Genomic DNA, 15019 nt, shown 5'->3' with positions numbered 1-15019 from the left:
TTACGATAGCTCGATAGTTATTTTCTGCCCTTTCCGTGCTGGCGATCCCGGAGGCATACTTTGTTTTGATATCATTCCTTTCCCCTGCACTTTTACCTCATAGCCGCATGACTCGAGTAAGTAAACACCATCGCGCAAGCCCATGCCCACAACGTTTGGCGTAAACCCGTCTTTAACGGTGCGTCGTTCTAATTCTACATTTTCAGGTTCAGTCTTGGTAGTCACCCATCCATATCCGCCGCTATTATCTTCTACAGGCACATTAAATGCGCTGAAAATAGATTTGAGGTCTTCGGCATTTCCGCTCAAAGAAACCGGAGCCTTATAAGCGATTGCATTTTCAATAGGGTCTTTTACCTTAAACAAGTCAAAGCGCTGTGCATATACCTTATCGGCAATTTCTTTAAACACCGGCCCTGCTACTCTATTGGCATAATACACGTCGTTGCTAGGCCCGTTTACTACCACTATACAGGTATATTCAGGAGCCTCTGCTGGAAAATATCCCACGAAAGAGGCTTGATAGCTCACTGCCTGCTCATATTTATAACCGTACTTTTCATTGGCTATTTGGGCTGTACCGGTTTTTCCGGCTATATGGTAAGCTCCAAAACGCAAGTTGGCAGCGGTACCTTCTTCGGTTACAACACTTTCAAGCATTTTTCTAGCTTTTGCGATTGTCTCACGCGATGCAATAGCCTGATTTAAAACAATCGGTCTATTCTCTTTAATTACAATTCCGTTTCGCTGAACTTCGCTTACAAATTGCGGTTTCAGCATTACACCATTATTCGCCACAGCGTTGTAAAATGTGAGAATTTGAAGGGGAGTCATAAGGGTTTCATACCCAATGCTCATCCACGGAAGTGTAACCCCAGACCAAGAATTGTCTGAGGGATCTTTTATTTTCGGTTTTCCTTCTCCTGAAATTTCCAATCCCAGCTTTCTTCCAAGACCCATTTTATAAAGTCTGTCCACAAATCTTTGCGGATTACTGGCATATTTTTCATTGATAATACGTGATACTCCTACGTTTGAAGACTTTTGAAATACCTCAAGCACATCAATCTTCCCATGTCCTTTTCCATTGCTGTCGCGCATTATGCGATCGTAAAAGCGGTACTTTCCATTTTCGGTATCAATTGTGTCGTGCAAATCAATCAGACCATCTTCAAAAGCAGCCATAAGCGAAGCCAACTTAAATGTAGAGCCCGGTTCTGTTGCTTCCCCCACGGCATAATTGTAAACTTCGCGATACGTACTATCCGCTGTGCGGGTAAGGTTTGCGATAGCCTTAATGTATCCGGTTTTTACCTCCATGAGCACTGCGCAGCCATGGCTGGCATTGTGATTCTTAAGCTCCTTGCGCAGAGCATTTGTGGCTACATCCTGAATATTTACATCGAGTGTGGTGTACACATCGCATCCATCTTCGGGTTCCACTTCGTTGTGGTCAGTAAGTGGCATCCAAATACCTCCGGCAAGCCGCTTTTCGTACCTTGCGCCGGGTTTTCCACTCAAAACGCTATTGTAGGCTCCTTCTATCCCTACCGGCTGCACTCCTTCGCGCTCATATCCCACCGTTCTGTTAGCCAACTCTTTGAAAGGCATAAGTCGAATCGTTCTCTTTTCAAATATGACTCCACTTTTAAATCGCCCTCTTTTCCAAATTGGAAAATCTTGAGCTTTCTGCACCTGATCGTAATCCACATTCGATTTTACACGGTAGTATCTATTACCTGCCTTGCGCGCTTTCGCGAATTCTGCTTTATATGCGCTCGCCGGCTTGTCGTCAAAAAGTTTACTCAATGCTACGCAGAGCGAGTCGATGTTCTGAAAGTAGTCTTCATCGCTCAAACCATCTGCCAGCATATCCATCCTGATTTCATAAATGGGGACAGATGTAGCAAGCATATTCCGGTTATCGGCGTATATATTTCCACGCACAGGAGTTATTTCGCGCAAATCGGTAGTAATATGCGCCACTTTCGACTCCCACTTTTCTCCATTTACAAACTGGATAAAAAGAATTTTTCCCACGATGAGAAGTGAGAAAATACAAATAGCGATGAAGACGATATAAGCCTTGCTGATTATGTTGTTTTCGCCTTTCATTCTATCCCTAAAATTGAAAGGTTCTCTGCTTTACTCAATCGTATTATTGTGGGCGGCGTAGTAGATTCATGCAGTCCAAGTTCTTTTATAGATTCCTCTACTGTAGATTGCGCGCGAAGCTTACCCAGTTTGGCTTGAACAGCAAGGTTGCGCGATTTGAGCTCTTGAAGTTCAGCTTCCGAAGAAACCATTTCTTTCATATTATTTTCGGCGTAATAGCCATAGGCGATATAGCAAACCATGATGGCAACAATGAAAAAGATAAACGGAAGATTTGACTGAACATACTCCCGCGTAAGGAACTTGCCACTCAAAAGCGCATTTACACCACGTGCAAATCCACCCTTTTTCTTTTCGTCTTTTTTATTTTTATTTGCCTTACTCATTTCTTGTTGCTATGCGCAATTTTGCGCTTCTTGCTCTACTGTTTAATTCAATTTCTTCAATACCAGGCACGATTGGCATTCCTTTTTCTGGTGTAAATGGTCGGATTGGATTTCCGAAAAAATCCTTTTCGTCTTTGCCTTCAAAATTCCCGCTTTTCATAAACCGTTTTACCATTCTATCTTCTAGCGAGTGATAGGAAATTACTACCAGTTTACCTCCCGGCTCAATGACCTCGGCACATTGCAAAAGCAGTTCTTCCAATGCCTTCATTTCGCCATTAACTTCTATGCGAAGCGCCTGAAAAACTTGAGCTAAAAACTGATTATGCTTATTGCTCCGAGCCAGAGATCCTATTTTAGAAACCAATTCTTCGGTCGTCTCAATAGGTGCCATAGTGCGGTGATAGACTATTCGGTTAGCGAGTTTATACGCCTCCTTTAGCTCTCCGTATTCCTTAAAGATTGTCGCCAGTTTTTCTTCCGGATAGGTGTTTACCACTTCATAAGCCGATATGCCTATACCTTTTCCCATGCGCATATCAAGGCGCGCATTACTGCGGATGGAAAATCCACGTTCGGGAACATCAAACTGATGCGAAGAAACTCCCAAATCTGCCAGGACTCCATCAACCTTCTTAAGACCAATAAATCGAAGACTGTTTTTGAGAAATCGAAAATTTGACTGCACAAACCGAAACCGCTCATCATCGGGAATATTTGCTTGCGCATCCTCATCCTGATCAAAACCAATCAGCTTGCCATTATTACCCAAATTTGAAAGAACTGCGCGACTGTGCCCTCCGCCGCCAAAGGTTACATCTACATAGATGCCTTGTTTATTCGTAATTAATCCGTCAACGCTCGTTTGCAGAAGTACCGGAAGATGATATTCGTCAGACTTCTTCATTACTCCCTGCATCCCCTCCCATCACTTCTTCAGAAAGCGCAGCCATATCTACATCTTCAGCCAGCATGGCTTCGTAATTAGCTTTGCTCCATATCTCAATCCTGTCGCCATTCCCGGCTACTTTCACTTCCTTTTCAAGCGATGCAAATTGGCCCAATGCAGCCGGAATAAGCATCCGCCCGGCAGAGTCTAACTCCACTCGGGTAGCACCATTATTAAATTTTCGAATAAACTTTACATTTTTGGCCACGAAGCGGTTCAGCTTGCCAATTTCAGACGCCACTGCCTGCCACTCGCGGTGCGGATAAAGCACCAAACATTGGTCGAACATATCACGATTGATCACAAAACCTTCGTGCACAATGTCTTGCAACTGCTTTTTTAAGCCAGCCGGAAACATCAAACGCCCTTTGGCATCAAGTTTACAATCGTATTCGCCTAGTAGATTTAGCATTGGGTACAGATTCTGCAACGCTAAAGTAGAAAATGTTTCCCACTATCACCCACTTTCTACCATTATTTCCCACTTTGTTGAAAAGTTTTCGGAGATTTTGGGATTTACGCTTTCGATTTGGAGGCGATTTCGGTCAAATTTCGGGTTTGTACACCCTGAAAAATGGAGTCTTTAGATTGTTTTGCACAACGGAATGTTGCTTATGTTGAGAATTGGCAATCGGCAATCAATTGGCAATCGACAATCAATTGGCAATCGGCAATATGCAATTAGCAATTTAGAAGTGGGTAAGGAGTGGCTCAAGAGGCAATGAGCAATTGGCAATGCATTTTGCAATTGACAATAACGATATTAATTACAACTCAAATCTTTACATTTAAATTGTAATACTCACTATACCGTGATGTGAACTCCCTTTCCTGCATCCGACGAGGCTTTTCGCCGAGAGGAATGCACAAGGGCGGCAATGGTTTCAATAGGCAAATTTAGAAGTAGGTAAGGAGTGGTTCAATAGGCAATTAGCAATTGGTAATAGGCAAATTTAGAAGTGGGTAAGTAGAGTCCACACGCACAGGCTCAGTTTACCACGCTTTTTAGCGTGGCGTCTCGTCATACCTATGGCTTGATAAACTACGGGTGGCTTTGTCTGGCGTCCCGCCAGGTTTAACTTGGCCGACTTGCTTAAACCATCAAGTCGTCCTAATATGAAATAAAAACAAACCACATCTCTTTGAAACCCCGGCGGGACACCGGCAAAGAAATCCCCAAGCTAAAAGCTTGGCGCTGGCGAAAGCGTCAAGGCACGCTGAAAAACTATCAGTTTTGTCACAAATTCTTCATCCGTTTTTAAAAAAAACTATCTTTGGATTTTAGCAAAGACTTTATGGAAATAGAACTCAAGGAAAAAGGGGAGTATAAATATATTGATGAGGGCGAAGGTCAAACCATCTTGGTTTTGCACGGATTATTTGGAGCACTAAGCAATTTTGACGGACTGATTCAGCACTTTAAAAAAACCCATCGGGTTATTGTACCCATGATGCCGCTCTACGATATGCCACTTATAAAAACGGGGGTTGGAAGCCTGTCAAAATTCATTCTGGGGTTTATCAAAAAACTGGAATTGAGTGACATAATTCTTTTGGGGAATTCGCTTGGCGGCCATGTTTCACTCGTTACAGCAAAGTCTAAGCCAGAGCTTTTTACCGCTATGGTCCTTACTGGTAGTTCTGGGCTTTACGAGAATGCTTTCGGCGGTTCGTTTCCGCGAAGGGAAGACAAAGAATACATCCGGAAGAAAATTGCCGTAACGTTTTATGATCCTGAAATGGTAACTGACGAACTTGTTGAGGTTACTTTTGAATTAGTAAGCGATCGATCTAAATTAATTAAGGTATTAGCTTTGGCCAAAAGCGCAATCCGTCATAATATGATGAAGGATTTGCCAAATTACAAGATGCCGACATGCCTAATTTGGGGCCGCAACGACACCATTACCCCTCCGGAAGTCGCCGAAGAATTTAACACCCATATACCTGATTCAGAATTATTTTGGATTGACAAGTGCGGTCATGCGCCTATGATGGAGCATCCCGAAGAGTTTAATACCATTCTTGATGGATGGCTTAAAAAAAGATTTTCGTAATGATTGCAGAGCCTTATTTGACAAGCAATTTTCTGATTAGCAGTAGCAAAATCAGTCAATTACCCGATCCCGCTTTTCCTGAATACGCTTTTGTGGGGCGCAGCAATGTGGGCAAATCGTCGCTGATAAATATGCTCACCGGGCGCAAAGATTTGGCAAAAACATCGGGCAGACCGGGCAAGACGCAACTAATCAATCATTTCTCTATTGCTCCAGCGGGCGATAAGGAAGAAGTAGCTTGGTACCTGGTAGATTTACCCGGATACGGATACGCCAGAGTTTCAAAAACACTAAAAGCGGAATTTCAAAAGCTGATTATGCCCTTTCTGGAAAAACGCGAAAGCTTGATGTGTGTTTTTGTATTAATCGATGCGCGCCATACACCACAAGAAGTTGATATGGATTTTATGGAACGTCTGGGAACGAAAGGCATTCCCTTTGCAATGATTTTCACAAAGGCCGACAAGCTAAAACCCAAACCATTAGAAGAAAATATCGCAAAATACAACGCCAGGATGCTAGAAATTTGGGAGGAGCTGCCTACTCAATATGTGAGCTCTTCTGAAAGCGGTTTGGGTCGCGTTGAGATTTTGAATTTTATTGATGAGACTAATAAGTTGTTTGTTCTCCCGAATTAGTTTTTTGTTCTTGGTGTTTTGTTTTTGGTATTGCTGAATCCTCATTTGCATTCCAGTATCCCATCCCTATTCAATTACAATAGCAAACTGTGCCTTGGGCTCACGTTGCATTATCACTTTTTCATTTTCCTTACTATCTTAATCGTTCAAAAACAATAAACCATTGAGAAGTTAAGGTGCGTTAAGGGTTTTCGGAAATTATATAACAGTACCCAAAGCCGATGCTATTTCTCCACTTTATAGGTACGTGCGGTTTTTCGAATCCATAGGATTTAAATACAGAAGAGCCTGTCTTTGCCCAAAAATTTGGCGATTGCTCATTGCAAATTGCTCATAGCCTATTGCTCATTGCAAATTGCTCATAGCCTATTGCTCATTGCCTATTGCCTATTGCCTATTAAAAAACTATCCCAAAAGCTCAGTCTTCTTCGCAAATTCATCAGCAAACTTCCGGATATCGTTCGAAATATTCTCCTGACCGGTAGCATTTTTAAAAGTATCACTCATTGTGAGAAGAGTTTGGTGAAAAAAACGCTGCATATCATATACGCTCATTTCTTTGTTCCATAAGTCAATACGCATTGTGTTCTCATCAACCTCATCCCAAATGGAAAGCATAAAAGCCTTGCATTTTCCGTTTCCTCCACCATCGCTTGCATTCCAGTGCATATCAACGGGTACCTGATTTTCATCCAATCCCACTTTCAAAGTTATTGTAGTTTCTTTTGTTATTTCGTCTTTCATCTTCCTGGTTTGTAATTATTTAAAAATTCGCGGTCGTTTTCCATATTCAATAAATCCACGAGTGTTACATTTTCATTTCGCTCCATATAAACCTCTACCATTTTGTAACCGATATAATTTCCCACACCTCCTGGTGATTCAGGTGGCATTCCGGGAGTAAATGGCCCATCATTCATCAGAGTACTAACCTCTTTTGCATCTTCAGAAAAAATCAAATCATTCTCAAGCATATGTTTCCATACGTCGTATTCCTGCATTTCGCTCCATTCTATTTGTTGCTGCGAATAATTAAGCAATTGTCTATCGCTTACTTCTTCCATTAGCACTGATGCCACATAGTGAATTTTTCCGGCAAAAGCCATCCTGTTTAAAAGCGTCTCACCGTGCAACTTATCCTGATACTTTACCAACAACCAACCTTTTAAGGCATTTATTGTCATAAACTCCGGCAACATTTTATCGCGTTTATACTGCGGAAAAAGATCGGGTGGAAGCCTTTTAAATATTTCAAGATCACTACCCGCATACCATTCGAGCCCTATACCCAGGTATTTTTTTTCGGGATAAATTCCTACATTAAATCCCGAATTATAGGCTACAATTTCAGGCAGTTCAGTTTCCTGAAAAAGCACTGCATATCTCTTAAGGGCATTTTCCAGCTCGGCAGATTCTTTATCGAGATTGGGATGCTTCTTTTCGATAATACTCTGTAATTCCCGCCAATCGGGATCGTTTAAAAATCTGGCAAAAAGGCTGGCAGTCATAGGATTGTCGGGGGACCCCACCTGCATAATTTGGGTTAAATAAATATCCAGAAAATTTCCATATTTGGGCTTTAAAGCCACCAGTTCATTTTGCGAAAAGTTGTTATTAAGCGAAAAAACCGCTTTATCAAGTCTTAGAATTTCGCCATTATATTCCACCTTAGAGGTGTCTGCCTTCCATCTGGAATCAGTACAAGATTGAAATAAACTCAAACTTATTAGAACTAAAAGGAGCTTGTGGATGTTCATATTAAAAATTACGTACTTTTATCGCAAATTAAATGCTTGCAAAACTAATGAAAAAGATAGCACTGCTTATTCCCGCACTTTTATTATGTGCAGCCACATCATTCGCCCAGCCCTCTGAAATAACCCCGGAAGGACTTACAAAAAATCCAGGATTTAGAATGGGACTTTCCTTTTCTACTGTTTTTTCATGGCTCACTCCAAATGGAGGAGCCGAGTTTGTAGATCCCGATGGAGCAAGATTAAATATTGGTTATGGTCTTCACACTGATTTTGGATTGGGTTCAAATCGTAATTATTATTTCAGCACAGGTCTCTTTGTTTTAAATACAGGAGGTACTTTAAAATATACCTATCAGAACCCTGACGACGGCAGTTTTATCGCAGCCCGAACTATTGACTATCGATTTAATTATATTAATATTCCGCTTACTATGATGCTGCGCACGAATGAGGTAGGCTATACTGTATATTTTGCACGAGTTGGTATTGACAACGGTTTGAAAATAAAATCTGTTTACAACAGCAAGGATCAGCTTCCAGATGGTTCTGTGTTATCTAGAGAAGATGAGGACTCACCGGACTATAGCACTTTATACCGTGCAGGATTGCACATAGAAGGTGGTGCGGAGTTTAATCTTACAGGAACCACAAATCTATTTGTAAGTGTAACTTGGAATAATGGGTTGAATAATATTTTCAGCAAAAAAGCAGAGATATTGAAAAATGGAAGGTTAGAACGAATTAATGGCACTTCTAATGCTATTATGGTAAATGTAGGGGTCTATTTCTAAGATACCGTCAAAACAATCGTGATTTATACTTGAGCGGCGACGCCCTATGGATTCATCTTTAGTTGCAAATCATATCATTAGCTGGCTAAAGACCTATGCCGAACAGGCCGGGGTTAATGGTTTTGTATTGGGAGTTTCTGGTGGAATTGACTCGGCTGTTACTTCTGCCTTGTGCGCGCGCACCAGCCTTAAACTCATTTGTCTGGAAATGCCTATACATCAAAATCCAACCCAGGTAAGTAGAGCCCGAAAGCATATTGAATCACTTGAGAACGTGTATCCCAATGTGTCATCAGCCACAGTAGAACTTACAAAACCATATGATTCGCTGGCTGAAAGTCTGCCTCAGCATAGCGATGAATCGGTTTTGAGTTTGGCTTTTGCCAATACGCGCGCGAGGCTAAGAATGACCACCCTCTATTATTATGCCGGCTTGAATCACTTGCTTGTAGCGGGAACCGGCAACAAGGTAGAAGACTTTGGTGTTGGCTTTTTTACCAAATACGGCGATGGTGGTGTAGATCTTAGTCCTATTGCCGATCTTACAAAATCTGAAGTTTACGAATTAGGCGCTTATCTTGACATTATTCCCGAAATAATCGCTGCAGCTCCTACTGATGGCTTATTCGGAGACGACCGCACCGACGAAGACCAAATAGGTGCTTCGTATCCCGAGCTAGAATGGGCAATGGGCTTTGACGGAGATGAGGCAGTTTTGACTCCACGTCAAAAAGTAGTTTTGGATATTTATCGAAAGCGAAATGAGCAGAATAAACATAAAATGGTACCTATTCCTGTTTGTATCATTCCGGAGAATTTGAAGTAGGATTTTTCCCACTCATAGTTTCGCAATTCTTTTACTCGCGGTAGGACGTAAAATAAACTAATAAGACGGTAATAATATCACTTACCGATAAGCAGTATTACAAAAAGGGCGTGGTTTTATCATTGTAACAAAATATTTCTACTTTCGTTAAAATTTTCCAAATAGGATTATAACATCAATTAAAATTGAATGTCAGATAAAAAGGTTTTTATTGTCGTTGGTTCACCGCGCACGGGCACTTCATTAATGTGTGCCGTTTTATCAGATGCAGGTGCTGATTTTGGGGTTTCTTCAGAGTCATGGAATCGCACCGGTGGCGCCTTTGAGCATCCAATTTTAGTAGGCTCATATAAGTACTTAAAACGCATTGTTTTTCTCAAAAAATTTTCTGACACGGCCGTTAGGAAAATAGAGAAAAAACTATCCAAAAACATTCATGACCTATTTGAACAAGTAAGCTTTGCAAAATTTCCACCATTATCGCATATGCTGCCTTATTACATTAAAAAAGAAGGATATGATGTTACAGTAATTCTTGCTTACAGAAGATTTGAAGATTTTGCTTTAAGCATGCTCATTAAAAATCCGAGTTCAGTAAAGAAATTAAAGGAAGATTATATTGATATGTATCAAACCGGTCTGATTTTATTAAATATTCATGGTGGATGTGCAATTTCATACGACGAGATAATCAATGAATCGGAAACCCAATGGATAGATGCCTTGGCAGCTGCAACTCATTTAGACAGAGATAAGATTGCAGATGCTCGGTTTACCAGAAATCGAAAGAAGATTGAAGGTGAGAATAAATTCTATCTGCATGACCCACAGTGTGATTCGATATATGCAGAATTAAATAAGTATAAAGGAAAAGCTGTTGCAAAGAATCGCTCCAAAATCACCAAAGAAGACAAGGTGGAACCCAAAGTGTAATCCTGCACACGCGAGCGAGTTCTTTTAACCACCAAGGCGCAAAGGTTTAAGTAAGCCGATTGAGTTTTCAAAGTGAAATTTCAGCGATCCATATCGAGAAAATTAAATTCTGTAAGGCAAGATACCGTAGTTTCAATACCGCACGGGAAGTGAATATCGGCTTGCAAGGCGTTTCGAATCTTGAAAAAACCAACTTAGCGACCTACTCAATTGTCCATGTATTATTTCCACGTAAAAGTGCGTCCAGATCTCCTTCACCTTTGCGTTCATAGGCGGTTTTGATTTGATTGTGAAGTAAATCCTCGTAGCAGGCTCTGTTTTCGCGATAAAAAACACCAAAAGGCCTAGGAATTCCTTGTCCATCGGCTCCCGGAGTTTCGAAACAACGCATTAATATTCCGGCTTTAAACCTATCCGTTTTATCGTGAACCCAAAGGTCATCTACTGCATATTCTCCGACCTCTAAGTCAACGACAACAGGTGTTGCGCCATCGAGTCTCAATCCCAGGTTTTGGTTTTCACCAAAAACCATAGGCTTTCCATGTTCAACAAATATGGTGGTATTGGCTTTGGTGTGCTTATCTGTAAAAACTTCAAATGCTCCGTCGTTAAAAACGTTGCAATTTTGGTAAATCTCTACTAGGGAAGTTCCTTTGTGTTCGCTGGCTTCACGCAATACATCGCGCAATTGTACCGGATCTCTGTCCATTGCCCGCGCAATAAAAGTTCCATCGGCTCCGGCGGCAAGTGCGAGTGGATTAAACGGGTGATCTATCGAACCCATAGGAGTAGATTTCGTTACTTTCCCTTCCGGGGATGTTGGCGAATACTGGCCTTTGGTCAATCCGTATATCTCATTGTTAAACAAGAGGATATTGAGATTAAAATTTCTTCGAAGCAGGTGTATCAGGTGGTTTCCACCGATAGACAGCGCATCGCCATCGCCGGTAATTACCCAAACACTTAAATCGGGATTTGAGATTTTAAGTCCGCTGGCAAAAGCAGGTGCACGCCCGTGTATACTGTGCATTCCGTAGGTGTTCATGTAATACGGAAAGCGCGATGAGCAACCGATTCCAGAAATAAAGACCACATTTTGGCGCTCTACGCCTATTTCCGGAAGAATGGTTTGCACTTGTTTTAAAATAGAATAATCGCCACAACCGGGACACCATCTGATTTCCTGATCGCTGCTAAAATCTTTGGCTGTACTTTTTGGTTTTTCTGCTATTGTGCTCATTATACAAAGTATTTTTCAGCTTCTTCTCTAATTTCTATGGAAGAAAAAGGAAGGCCTTTAATTTTATTGAGTGGTTTTGCATCAATCAAAAATTCACTTCTGACGATTTTAACCAGTTGACCATTATTCAATTCGGGAACCATGACGTGGTCAAAACCCGAAAGTAGTTGCTCAAGATTTCGCGGAAACGGGAAGATATAACGCAAATGAATATGCGATACAGAGTAACCTTCTTCAACCATTTCTTTCACGGCAGTTTTTACTGCGCCGTAAGTTGAACCCCAGCTTAATATGCAAAGTTTCCCTGTGGCAAATCCATTATCAAACTCCTGTAGCGGAATGGAAAGTGCAATTTTATCGATCTTTTCAGCCCGTAGTTTCACCATTTTCTCATGGTTCTCGGGATCGTAAGAAACATTTCCCGTGATGTCTTCTTTTTCCAATCCTCCAATTCGGTGCTCCAGACCAGCAATGCCCGGCACAGCCCATGGCCGCACGCCTTTCTCGTTGCGCTTATAAGGCAAGAAGGCATCTCCTGCATTTGGCTTTTGAATAAGCGGAGCAGTAATTTTTGGTAAGTCAGCAGCAGATTTTAGTCTCCACGGCTCTGCCCCATTTCCAATGTACCCATCAGAAAGTAAGAATACGGGCGTCATGTGCTCAACTGCTATTCTTACAGCTTCAAAGGCAGTGTCAAAGCAATCTTTTGGCGACGACGCAGCAATTATTGGAATAGGTGCCTCACCATTTCGTCCATAAAATGCTTGCATCAAATCTGCCTGTTCTGTTTTAGTTGGCAGCCCTGTTGATGGACCACCGCGCTGTACGTTTACCACAACAAGTGGCAATTCGAGGATGCACGCCAACCCAAGCGCTTCGCCTTTTAAGGCAATACCGGGACCGCTTGAAGCCGTCATACCGATATTTCCCGCAAAGGAAGCACCTATTGCAGAAGTTATCGCAGCAATTTCATCTTCCGCCTGAAAAGAGCGGACGTTAAAATTTTTATGCCTTGATAATTCATGGAGAATGTCAGAAGCCGGCGTAATGGGGTAACTTCCGTAAAATAGGGGTAAATCTGCTTTCTGCGCTGCGGCGATAAGACCAATCGCAAGAGCCTGATTTCCCATCATATTGCGATAAGTGCCTTTCGGCATTGGTGCAGGTTTTACCTCATAGCGAGTAGTAAACATTTCGCTGGTATCGCCATAATTATAACCGGCTTTGAGTACGGCCATATTCGACTCGATGAGTTCCGGACTTTTAGCAAACTTCTCTTTCAGGAACTTTTCGGTCATCGCAAGCTCACGGTTGTACATCCAGTAAAGAAAACCGAGAACGAACATGTTCTTGCTGCGGTCCTTTTCCTTCATTCCCAGGCTTGAATCCTTTAAGGATTCGCGGGTGAGTTTTGTAACATCTATTTCTATAACGCGATACTTACCCAAAGAATTATCTTCCAAAGGGTTGCGCTGATCGAGATAACCTGCCAGTTTTAGATTTTTCTTGTCAAAACCGGCAATATTTGCAATAATTGCTCCGCCAATTTTTAACTTATCGAGATTGGCTTTGAGCGCTGCGGCATTCATTACTACAAGCACATCGCATCTATCGCCCGGAGTAAAAATCTCGATACTTCCAAAGTTTAATTGGAAGCCCGAAACCCCAGCAATAGTTCCCTGCGGAGCTCTAATTTCTGCAGGATAGCTCGGAAACGTGCTAATGTCATTCCCGAAAAGGGCGCTTGTATTTGTAAACTGCGAACCCGTAAGTTGAATTCCATCACCCGAATCGCCGGCAAATAAAATCGTAACTTCTTTTTTGCTTTCGCTAACGCGCTGTGGCATTTTTATATCTGAATTTTCCACTAAGTGTAAAGTGTTGTAATTTGAATGAGTTTATGCAACTCTCAATAATGAAACGAGAAAGTATGAACGCTATTTTACTCTAACCAGATTTATAGCTTCTACGGATACAATTTCCGGTGCAACTTTCTTAATACTCTCTTCCACGCCGGCCTTCATAGTCATAGCTATCATGCTACAATCTTTGCAAGCGCCGTGAAGTTTTACGCGAGCCACCATATCATCGGTTACTTCCACGAGTGTAATATCGCCACGATCTGCCTCCAAAAAAGGTCTGATTTGCAAAAGTGCGTGTTGAATTCTCTCTACCAGATTTTCCATACTTTCAGAATCATTAAACGCTAAGATTTAGAGGGTGTTAAGAACCCCTTTCTTCGTCTTCATTTGGTTAACAAAATTACGAATTATTTCGCGAAAAGCATCACCTGCAATTGTCTCCTCCTGAAGCACTGCCGGACGACCTACATCGCCCGCTTCGCGTATAGATTGCACAATTGGAATCTCGCCGAGAAACGGCACTCCGAGATCTACAGCCAAATCTCGCGCTCCTTCCCTTCCGAAAATATAATATTTCTTGTCTGGAAGCTCTGCCGGAGTAAAATAAGCCATGTTTTCAATAATACCCAATACTGGCACTTTTATAGCTTCGAGCTGAAACATCGATACCGCCTTTTTGGCATCAGCCAGAGCTATATTTTGTGGGGTGCTTACGATGATAGCTCCCGTAAGCGGCACACCCTGCACCAGGCTAAGGTGAATATCGCCTGTACCCGGCGGAAGATCAATAATCATGTAATCTAAAGGGCCCCAATATGCATCGCCAAACATTTGATTTAGCGCTTTGCTGGCCATAGGTCCGCGCCATACAATGGCTTGGGATGTGTCTGCAAAAAAGCCAATAGACAGCATTTTAACTCCATAATTTTCTACCGGGAGGATGTAATTTTTCCCATCGATTTCTTTGGTGCGCGGTTTTTCACTTTCCACATCAAACATAAGCGGCATAGATGGGCCGTAAATATCGGCATCTACAAGACCAACCGAAAAACCTTGAGCAGCGAGACCCGCAGCAAAATTTGCCGCTACAGTCGATTTTCCTACACCGCCTTTACCTGAAGCAATGGCAATGATATTTTTCACTCCGGGCAATACTTTTCGTTGCTCTGGCGCTCGGTCATTTTGCGATAAAAGCTGCACATCAATGTCAACTTTTACTTCCTTTCCAAAATTGCGTTCTATAGCAAATCTGCACGCATCTTCCATGCGCTTGCGGCTATGCATGGCCGGATTGAGTGCGTATAGCGTGAAATTTAATTTATTGTCGCTTATCGCAATATTGCGAACCAGATCAAGCGAGATAATGTCTTTTTTTACCTCAGGCTCGGTAATGTTCCCAAGGACTTCCTTAACATTTTCTTCTGTGAGTTTCATAATTTTATTATATGCTATGCTGATTGAATCA

The 15019-nt window shown here is 41.9% G+C and carries 15 protein-coding genes; 5 read left to right on the top strand and 10 right to left on the bottom strand.

The window, feature by feature from the left end:
- From G3O08_RS05595 to mraZ, 4 genes are read right to left on the bottom strand one after another with little or no spacing between them, the layout of a single operon-like run.
- Positions 1–2115, bottom strand: coding sequence for a penicillin-binding protein (locus tag G3O08_RS05595; RefSeq protein WP_163283729.1), 2115 nt, complete (start codon positions 2113–2115; stop codon positions 1–3).
- The gene (locus tag G3O08_RS05590) at positions 2112–2501 is read right to left on the bottom strand and encodes an FtsL-like putative cell division protein (RefSeq protein ID WP_163283727.1); all 390 of its coding nucleotides are present in this window, start codon (positions 2499–2501) and stop codon (positions 2112–2114) included. Before G3O08_RS05590 ends, G3O08_RS05595 begins: the two co-directional genes overlap by 4 nt.
- Complete coding sequence (gene rsmH, locus G3O08_RS05585) at positions 2494–3408, bottom strand: 16S rRNA (cytosine(1402)-N(4))-methyltransferase RsmH (protein ID WP_163283725.1); 915 nt, start codon at positions 3406–3408, stop codon at positions 2494–2496. Before rsmH ends, G3O08_RS05590 begins: the two co-directional genes overlap by 8 nt.
- Positions 3395–3862 carry a division/cell wall cluster transcriptional repressor MraZ gene (mraZ, locus tag G3O08_RS05580; protein ID WP_163283723.1) on the bottom strand — a complete coding sequence of 156 codons (468 nt, stop codon included), beginning with the start codon at positions 3860–3862 and terminating at the stop codon, positions 3395–3397. Before mraZ ends, rsmH begins: the two co-directional genes overlap by 14 nt.
- 862 nt (positions 3863–4724) lie before the next feature.
- Here mraZ and G3O08_RS05575 point away from each other — a divergent pair.
- Both G3O08_RS05575 and yihA read left to right on the top strand, forming a co-directional pair.
- A complete protein-coding gene (locus tag G3O08_RS05575) occupies positions 4725–5507 on the top strand; it encodes an alpha/beta fold hydrolase (RefSeq protein WP_317164039.1) in 783 nt (260 codons plus the stop codon).
- Positions 5507–6145: a ribosome biogenesis GTP-binding protein YihA/YsxC gene (yihA, locus tag G3O08_RS05570; RefSeq protein ID WP_163283721.1), complete on the top strand. Its 639-nt coding sequence runs from the start codon at positions 5507–5509 to the stop codon at positions 6143–6145. Before G3O08_RS05575 ends, yihA begins: the two co-directional genes overlap by 1 nt.
- 405 nt (positions 6146–6550) lie before the next feature.
- Here the strand turns inward: yihA and gldC are convergent, their stop codons facing one another.
- Positions 6551–6889: a gliding motility protein GldC gene (gldC, locus tag G3O08_RS05565; RefSeq protein WP_163283719.1), complete on the bottom strand. Its 339-nt coding sequence runs from the start codon at positions 6887–6889 to the stop codon at positions 6551–6553.
- Positions 6886–7866, bottom strand: a complete 981-nt coding sequence (locus G3O08_RS05560; protein WP_204336787.1) for a gliding motility protein GldB-related protein — start codon at positions 7864–7866, stop codon at positions 6886–6888. The genes gldC and G3O08_RS05560 overlap by 4 nt, the downstream gene beginning before the upstream one ends.
- 83 nt (positions 7867–7949) lie before the next feature.
- On the opposite strand from G3O08_RS05560, the gene G3O08_RS05555 reads away from it, so the two are divergent.
- From G3O08_RS05555 to G3O08_RS05545, 3 genes are all read left to right on the top strand, one after another.
- Positions 7950–8693 (top strand): outer membrane beta-barrel protein, encoded by a 744-nt coding sequence (locus tag G3O08_RS05555; protein WP_163283715.1) that lies wholly within the window; start codon positions 7950–7952, stop codon positions 8691–8693.
- 46 nt (positions 8694–8739) lie between these two features.
- The gene (nadE, locus tag G3O08_RS05550; protein ID WP_163283713.1) at positions 8740–9519 is read left to right on the top strand and encodes an NAD(+) synthase; all 780 of its coding nucleotides are present in this window, start codon (positions 8740–8742) and stop codon (positions 9517–9519) included.
- A gap of 189 nt (positions 9520–9708) precedes the next feature.
- Entirely contained in the window at positions 9709–10452 is a 744-nt protein-coding gene (locus tag G3O08_RS05545) for a hypothetical protein (protein ID WP_163283711.1), read from the top strand.
- 202 nt (positions 10453–10654) lie between these two features.
- On the opposite strand, the gene G3O08_RS05540 is transcribed toward G3O08_RS05545, so the two are convergent.
- From G3O08_RS05540 to G3O08_RS05525, 4 genes are all read right to left on the bottom strand, one after another.
- Positions 10655–11692, bottom strand: coding sequence for a 2-oxoacid:ferredoxin oxidoreductase subunit beta (locus G3O08_RS05540; protein ID WP_163283709.1), 1038 nt, complete (start codon positions 11690–11692; stop codon positions 10655–10657).
- Positions 11692–13539 carry a 2-oxoacid:acceptor oxidoreductase subunit alpha gene (locus G3O08_RS05535; RefSeq protein ID WP_163283707.1) on the bottom strand — a complete coding sequence of 616 codons (1848 nt, stop codon included), beginning with the start codon at positions 13537–13539 and terminating at the stop codon, positions 11692–11694. The genes G3O08_RS05540 and G3O08_RS05535 overlap by 1 nt, the downstream gene beginning before the upstream one ends.
- A 90-nt stretch (positions 13540–13629) precedes the next feature.
- Positions 13630–13878, bottom strand: coding sequence for a NifU family protein (locus tag G3O08_RS05530; RefSeq protein WP_163283705.1), 249 nt, complete (start codon positions 13876–13878; stop codon positions 13630–13632).
- 27 nt (positions 13879–13905) lie between these two features.
- Positions 13906–14988, bottom strand: a complete 1083-nt coding sequence (locus G3O08_RS05525; protein WP_163283703.1) for an Mrp/NBP35 family ATP-binding protein — start codon at positions 14986–14988, stop codon at positions 13906–13908.
- Between the last annotated feature and the right edge of the window lie 31 nt (positions 14989–15019).

Origin of the sequence: Cryomorpha ignava (genome assembly GCF_010686655.1) — a bacterium.
Taxonomy (GTDB): Bacteria; Bacteroidota; Bacteroidia; order Flavobacteriales_D; family Cryomorphaceae; genus Cryomorpha; species Cryomorpha ignava.
The sequence above is the reverse complement of the archived record's forward strand: the minus strand, read 5'-3'. Positions and strand labels throughout refer to the sequence as shown.

Bases quoted from the DNA above. Each gene is read 5' to 3' on its own strand.
- G3O08_RS05595 (WP_163283729.1), bottom strand. From the start codon at position 2,115: ATGAAAGGCGAAAACAACATAATCAGCAAGGCTTATATCGTCTTCATC.
- G3O08_RS05590 (WP_163283727.1), bottom strand. From the start codon at position 2,501: ATGAGTAAGGCAAATAAAAATAAAAAAGACGAAAAGAAAAAGGGTGGA.
- rsmH (WP_163283725.1), bottom strand. From the start codon at position 3,408: ATGAAGAAGTCTGACGAATATCATCTTCCGGTACTTCTGCAAACGAGC.
- mraZ (WP_163283723.1), bottom strand. From the start codon at position 3,862: ATGCTAAATCTACTAGGCGAATACGATTGTAAACTTGATGCCAAAGGG.
- yihA (WP_163283721.1), top strand. From the start codon at position 5,507: ATGATTGCAGAGCCTTATTTGACAAGCAATTTTCTGATTAGCAGTAGC.
- gldC (WP_163283719.1), bottom strand. From the start codon at position 6,889: ATGAAAGACGAAATAACAAAAGAAACTACAATAACTTTGAAAGTGGGA.
- G3O08_RS05555 (WP_163283715.1), top strand. From the start codon at position 7,950: ATGAAAAAGATAGCACTGCTTATTCCCGCACTTTTATTATGTGCAGCC.
- nadE (WP_163283713.1), top strand. From the start codon at position 8,740: ATGGATTCATCTTTAGTTGCAAATCATATCATTAGCTGGCTAAAGACC.
- G3O08_RS05545 (WP_163283711.1), top strand. From the start codon at position 9,709: ATGTCAGATAAAAAGGTTTTTATTGTCGTTGGTTCACCGCGCACGGGC.
- G3O08_RS05540 (WP_163283709.1), bottom strand. From the start codon at position 11,692: ATGAGCACAATAGCAGAAAAACCAAAAAGTACAGCCAAAGATTTTAGC.
- G3O08_RS05535 (WP_163283707.1), bottom strand. From the start codon at position 13,539: ATGCCACAGCGCGTTAGCGAAAGCAAAAAAGAAGTTACGATTTTATTT.
- G3O08_RS05530 (WP_163283705.1), bottom strand. From the start codon at position 13,878: ATGGAAAATCTGGTAGAGAGAATTCAACACGCACTTTTGCAAATCAGA.
- G3O08_RS05525 (WP_163283703.1), bottom strand. From the start codon at position 14,988: ATGAAACTCACAGAAGAAAATGTTAAGGAAGTCCTTGGGAACATTACC.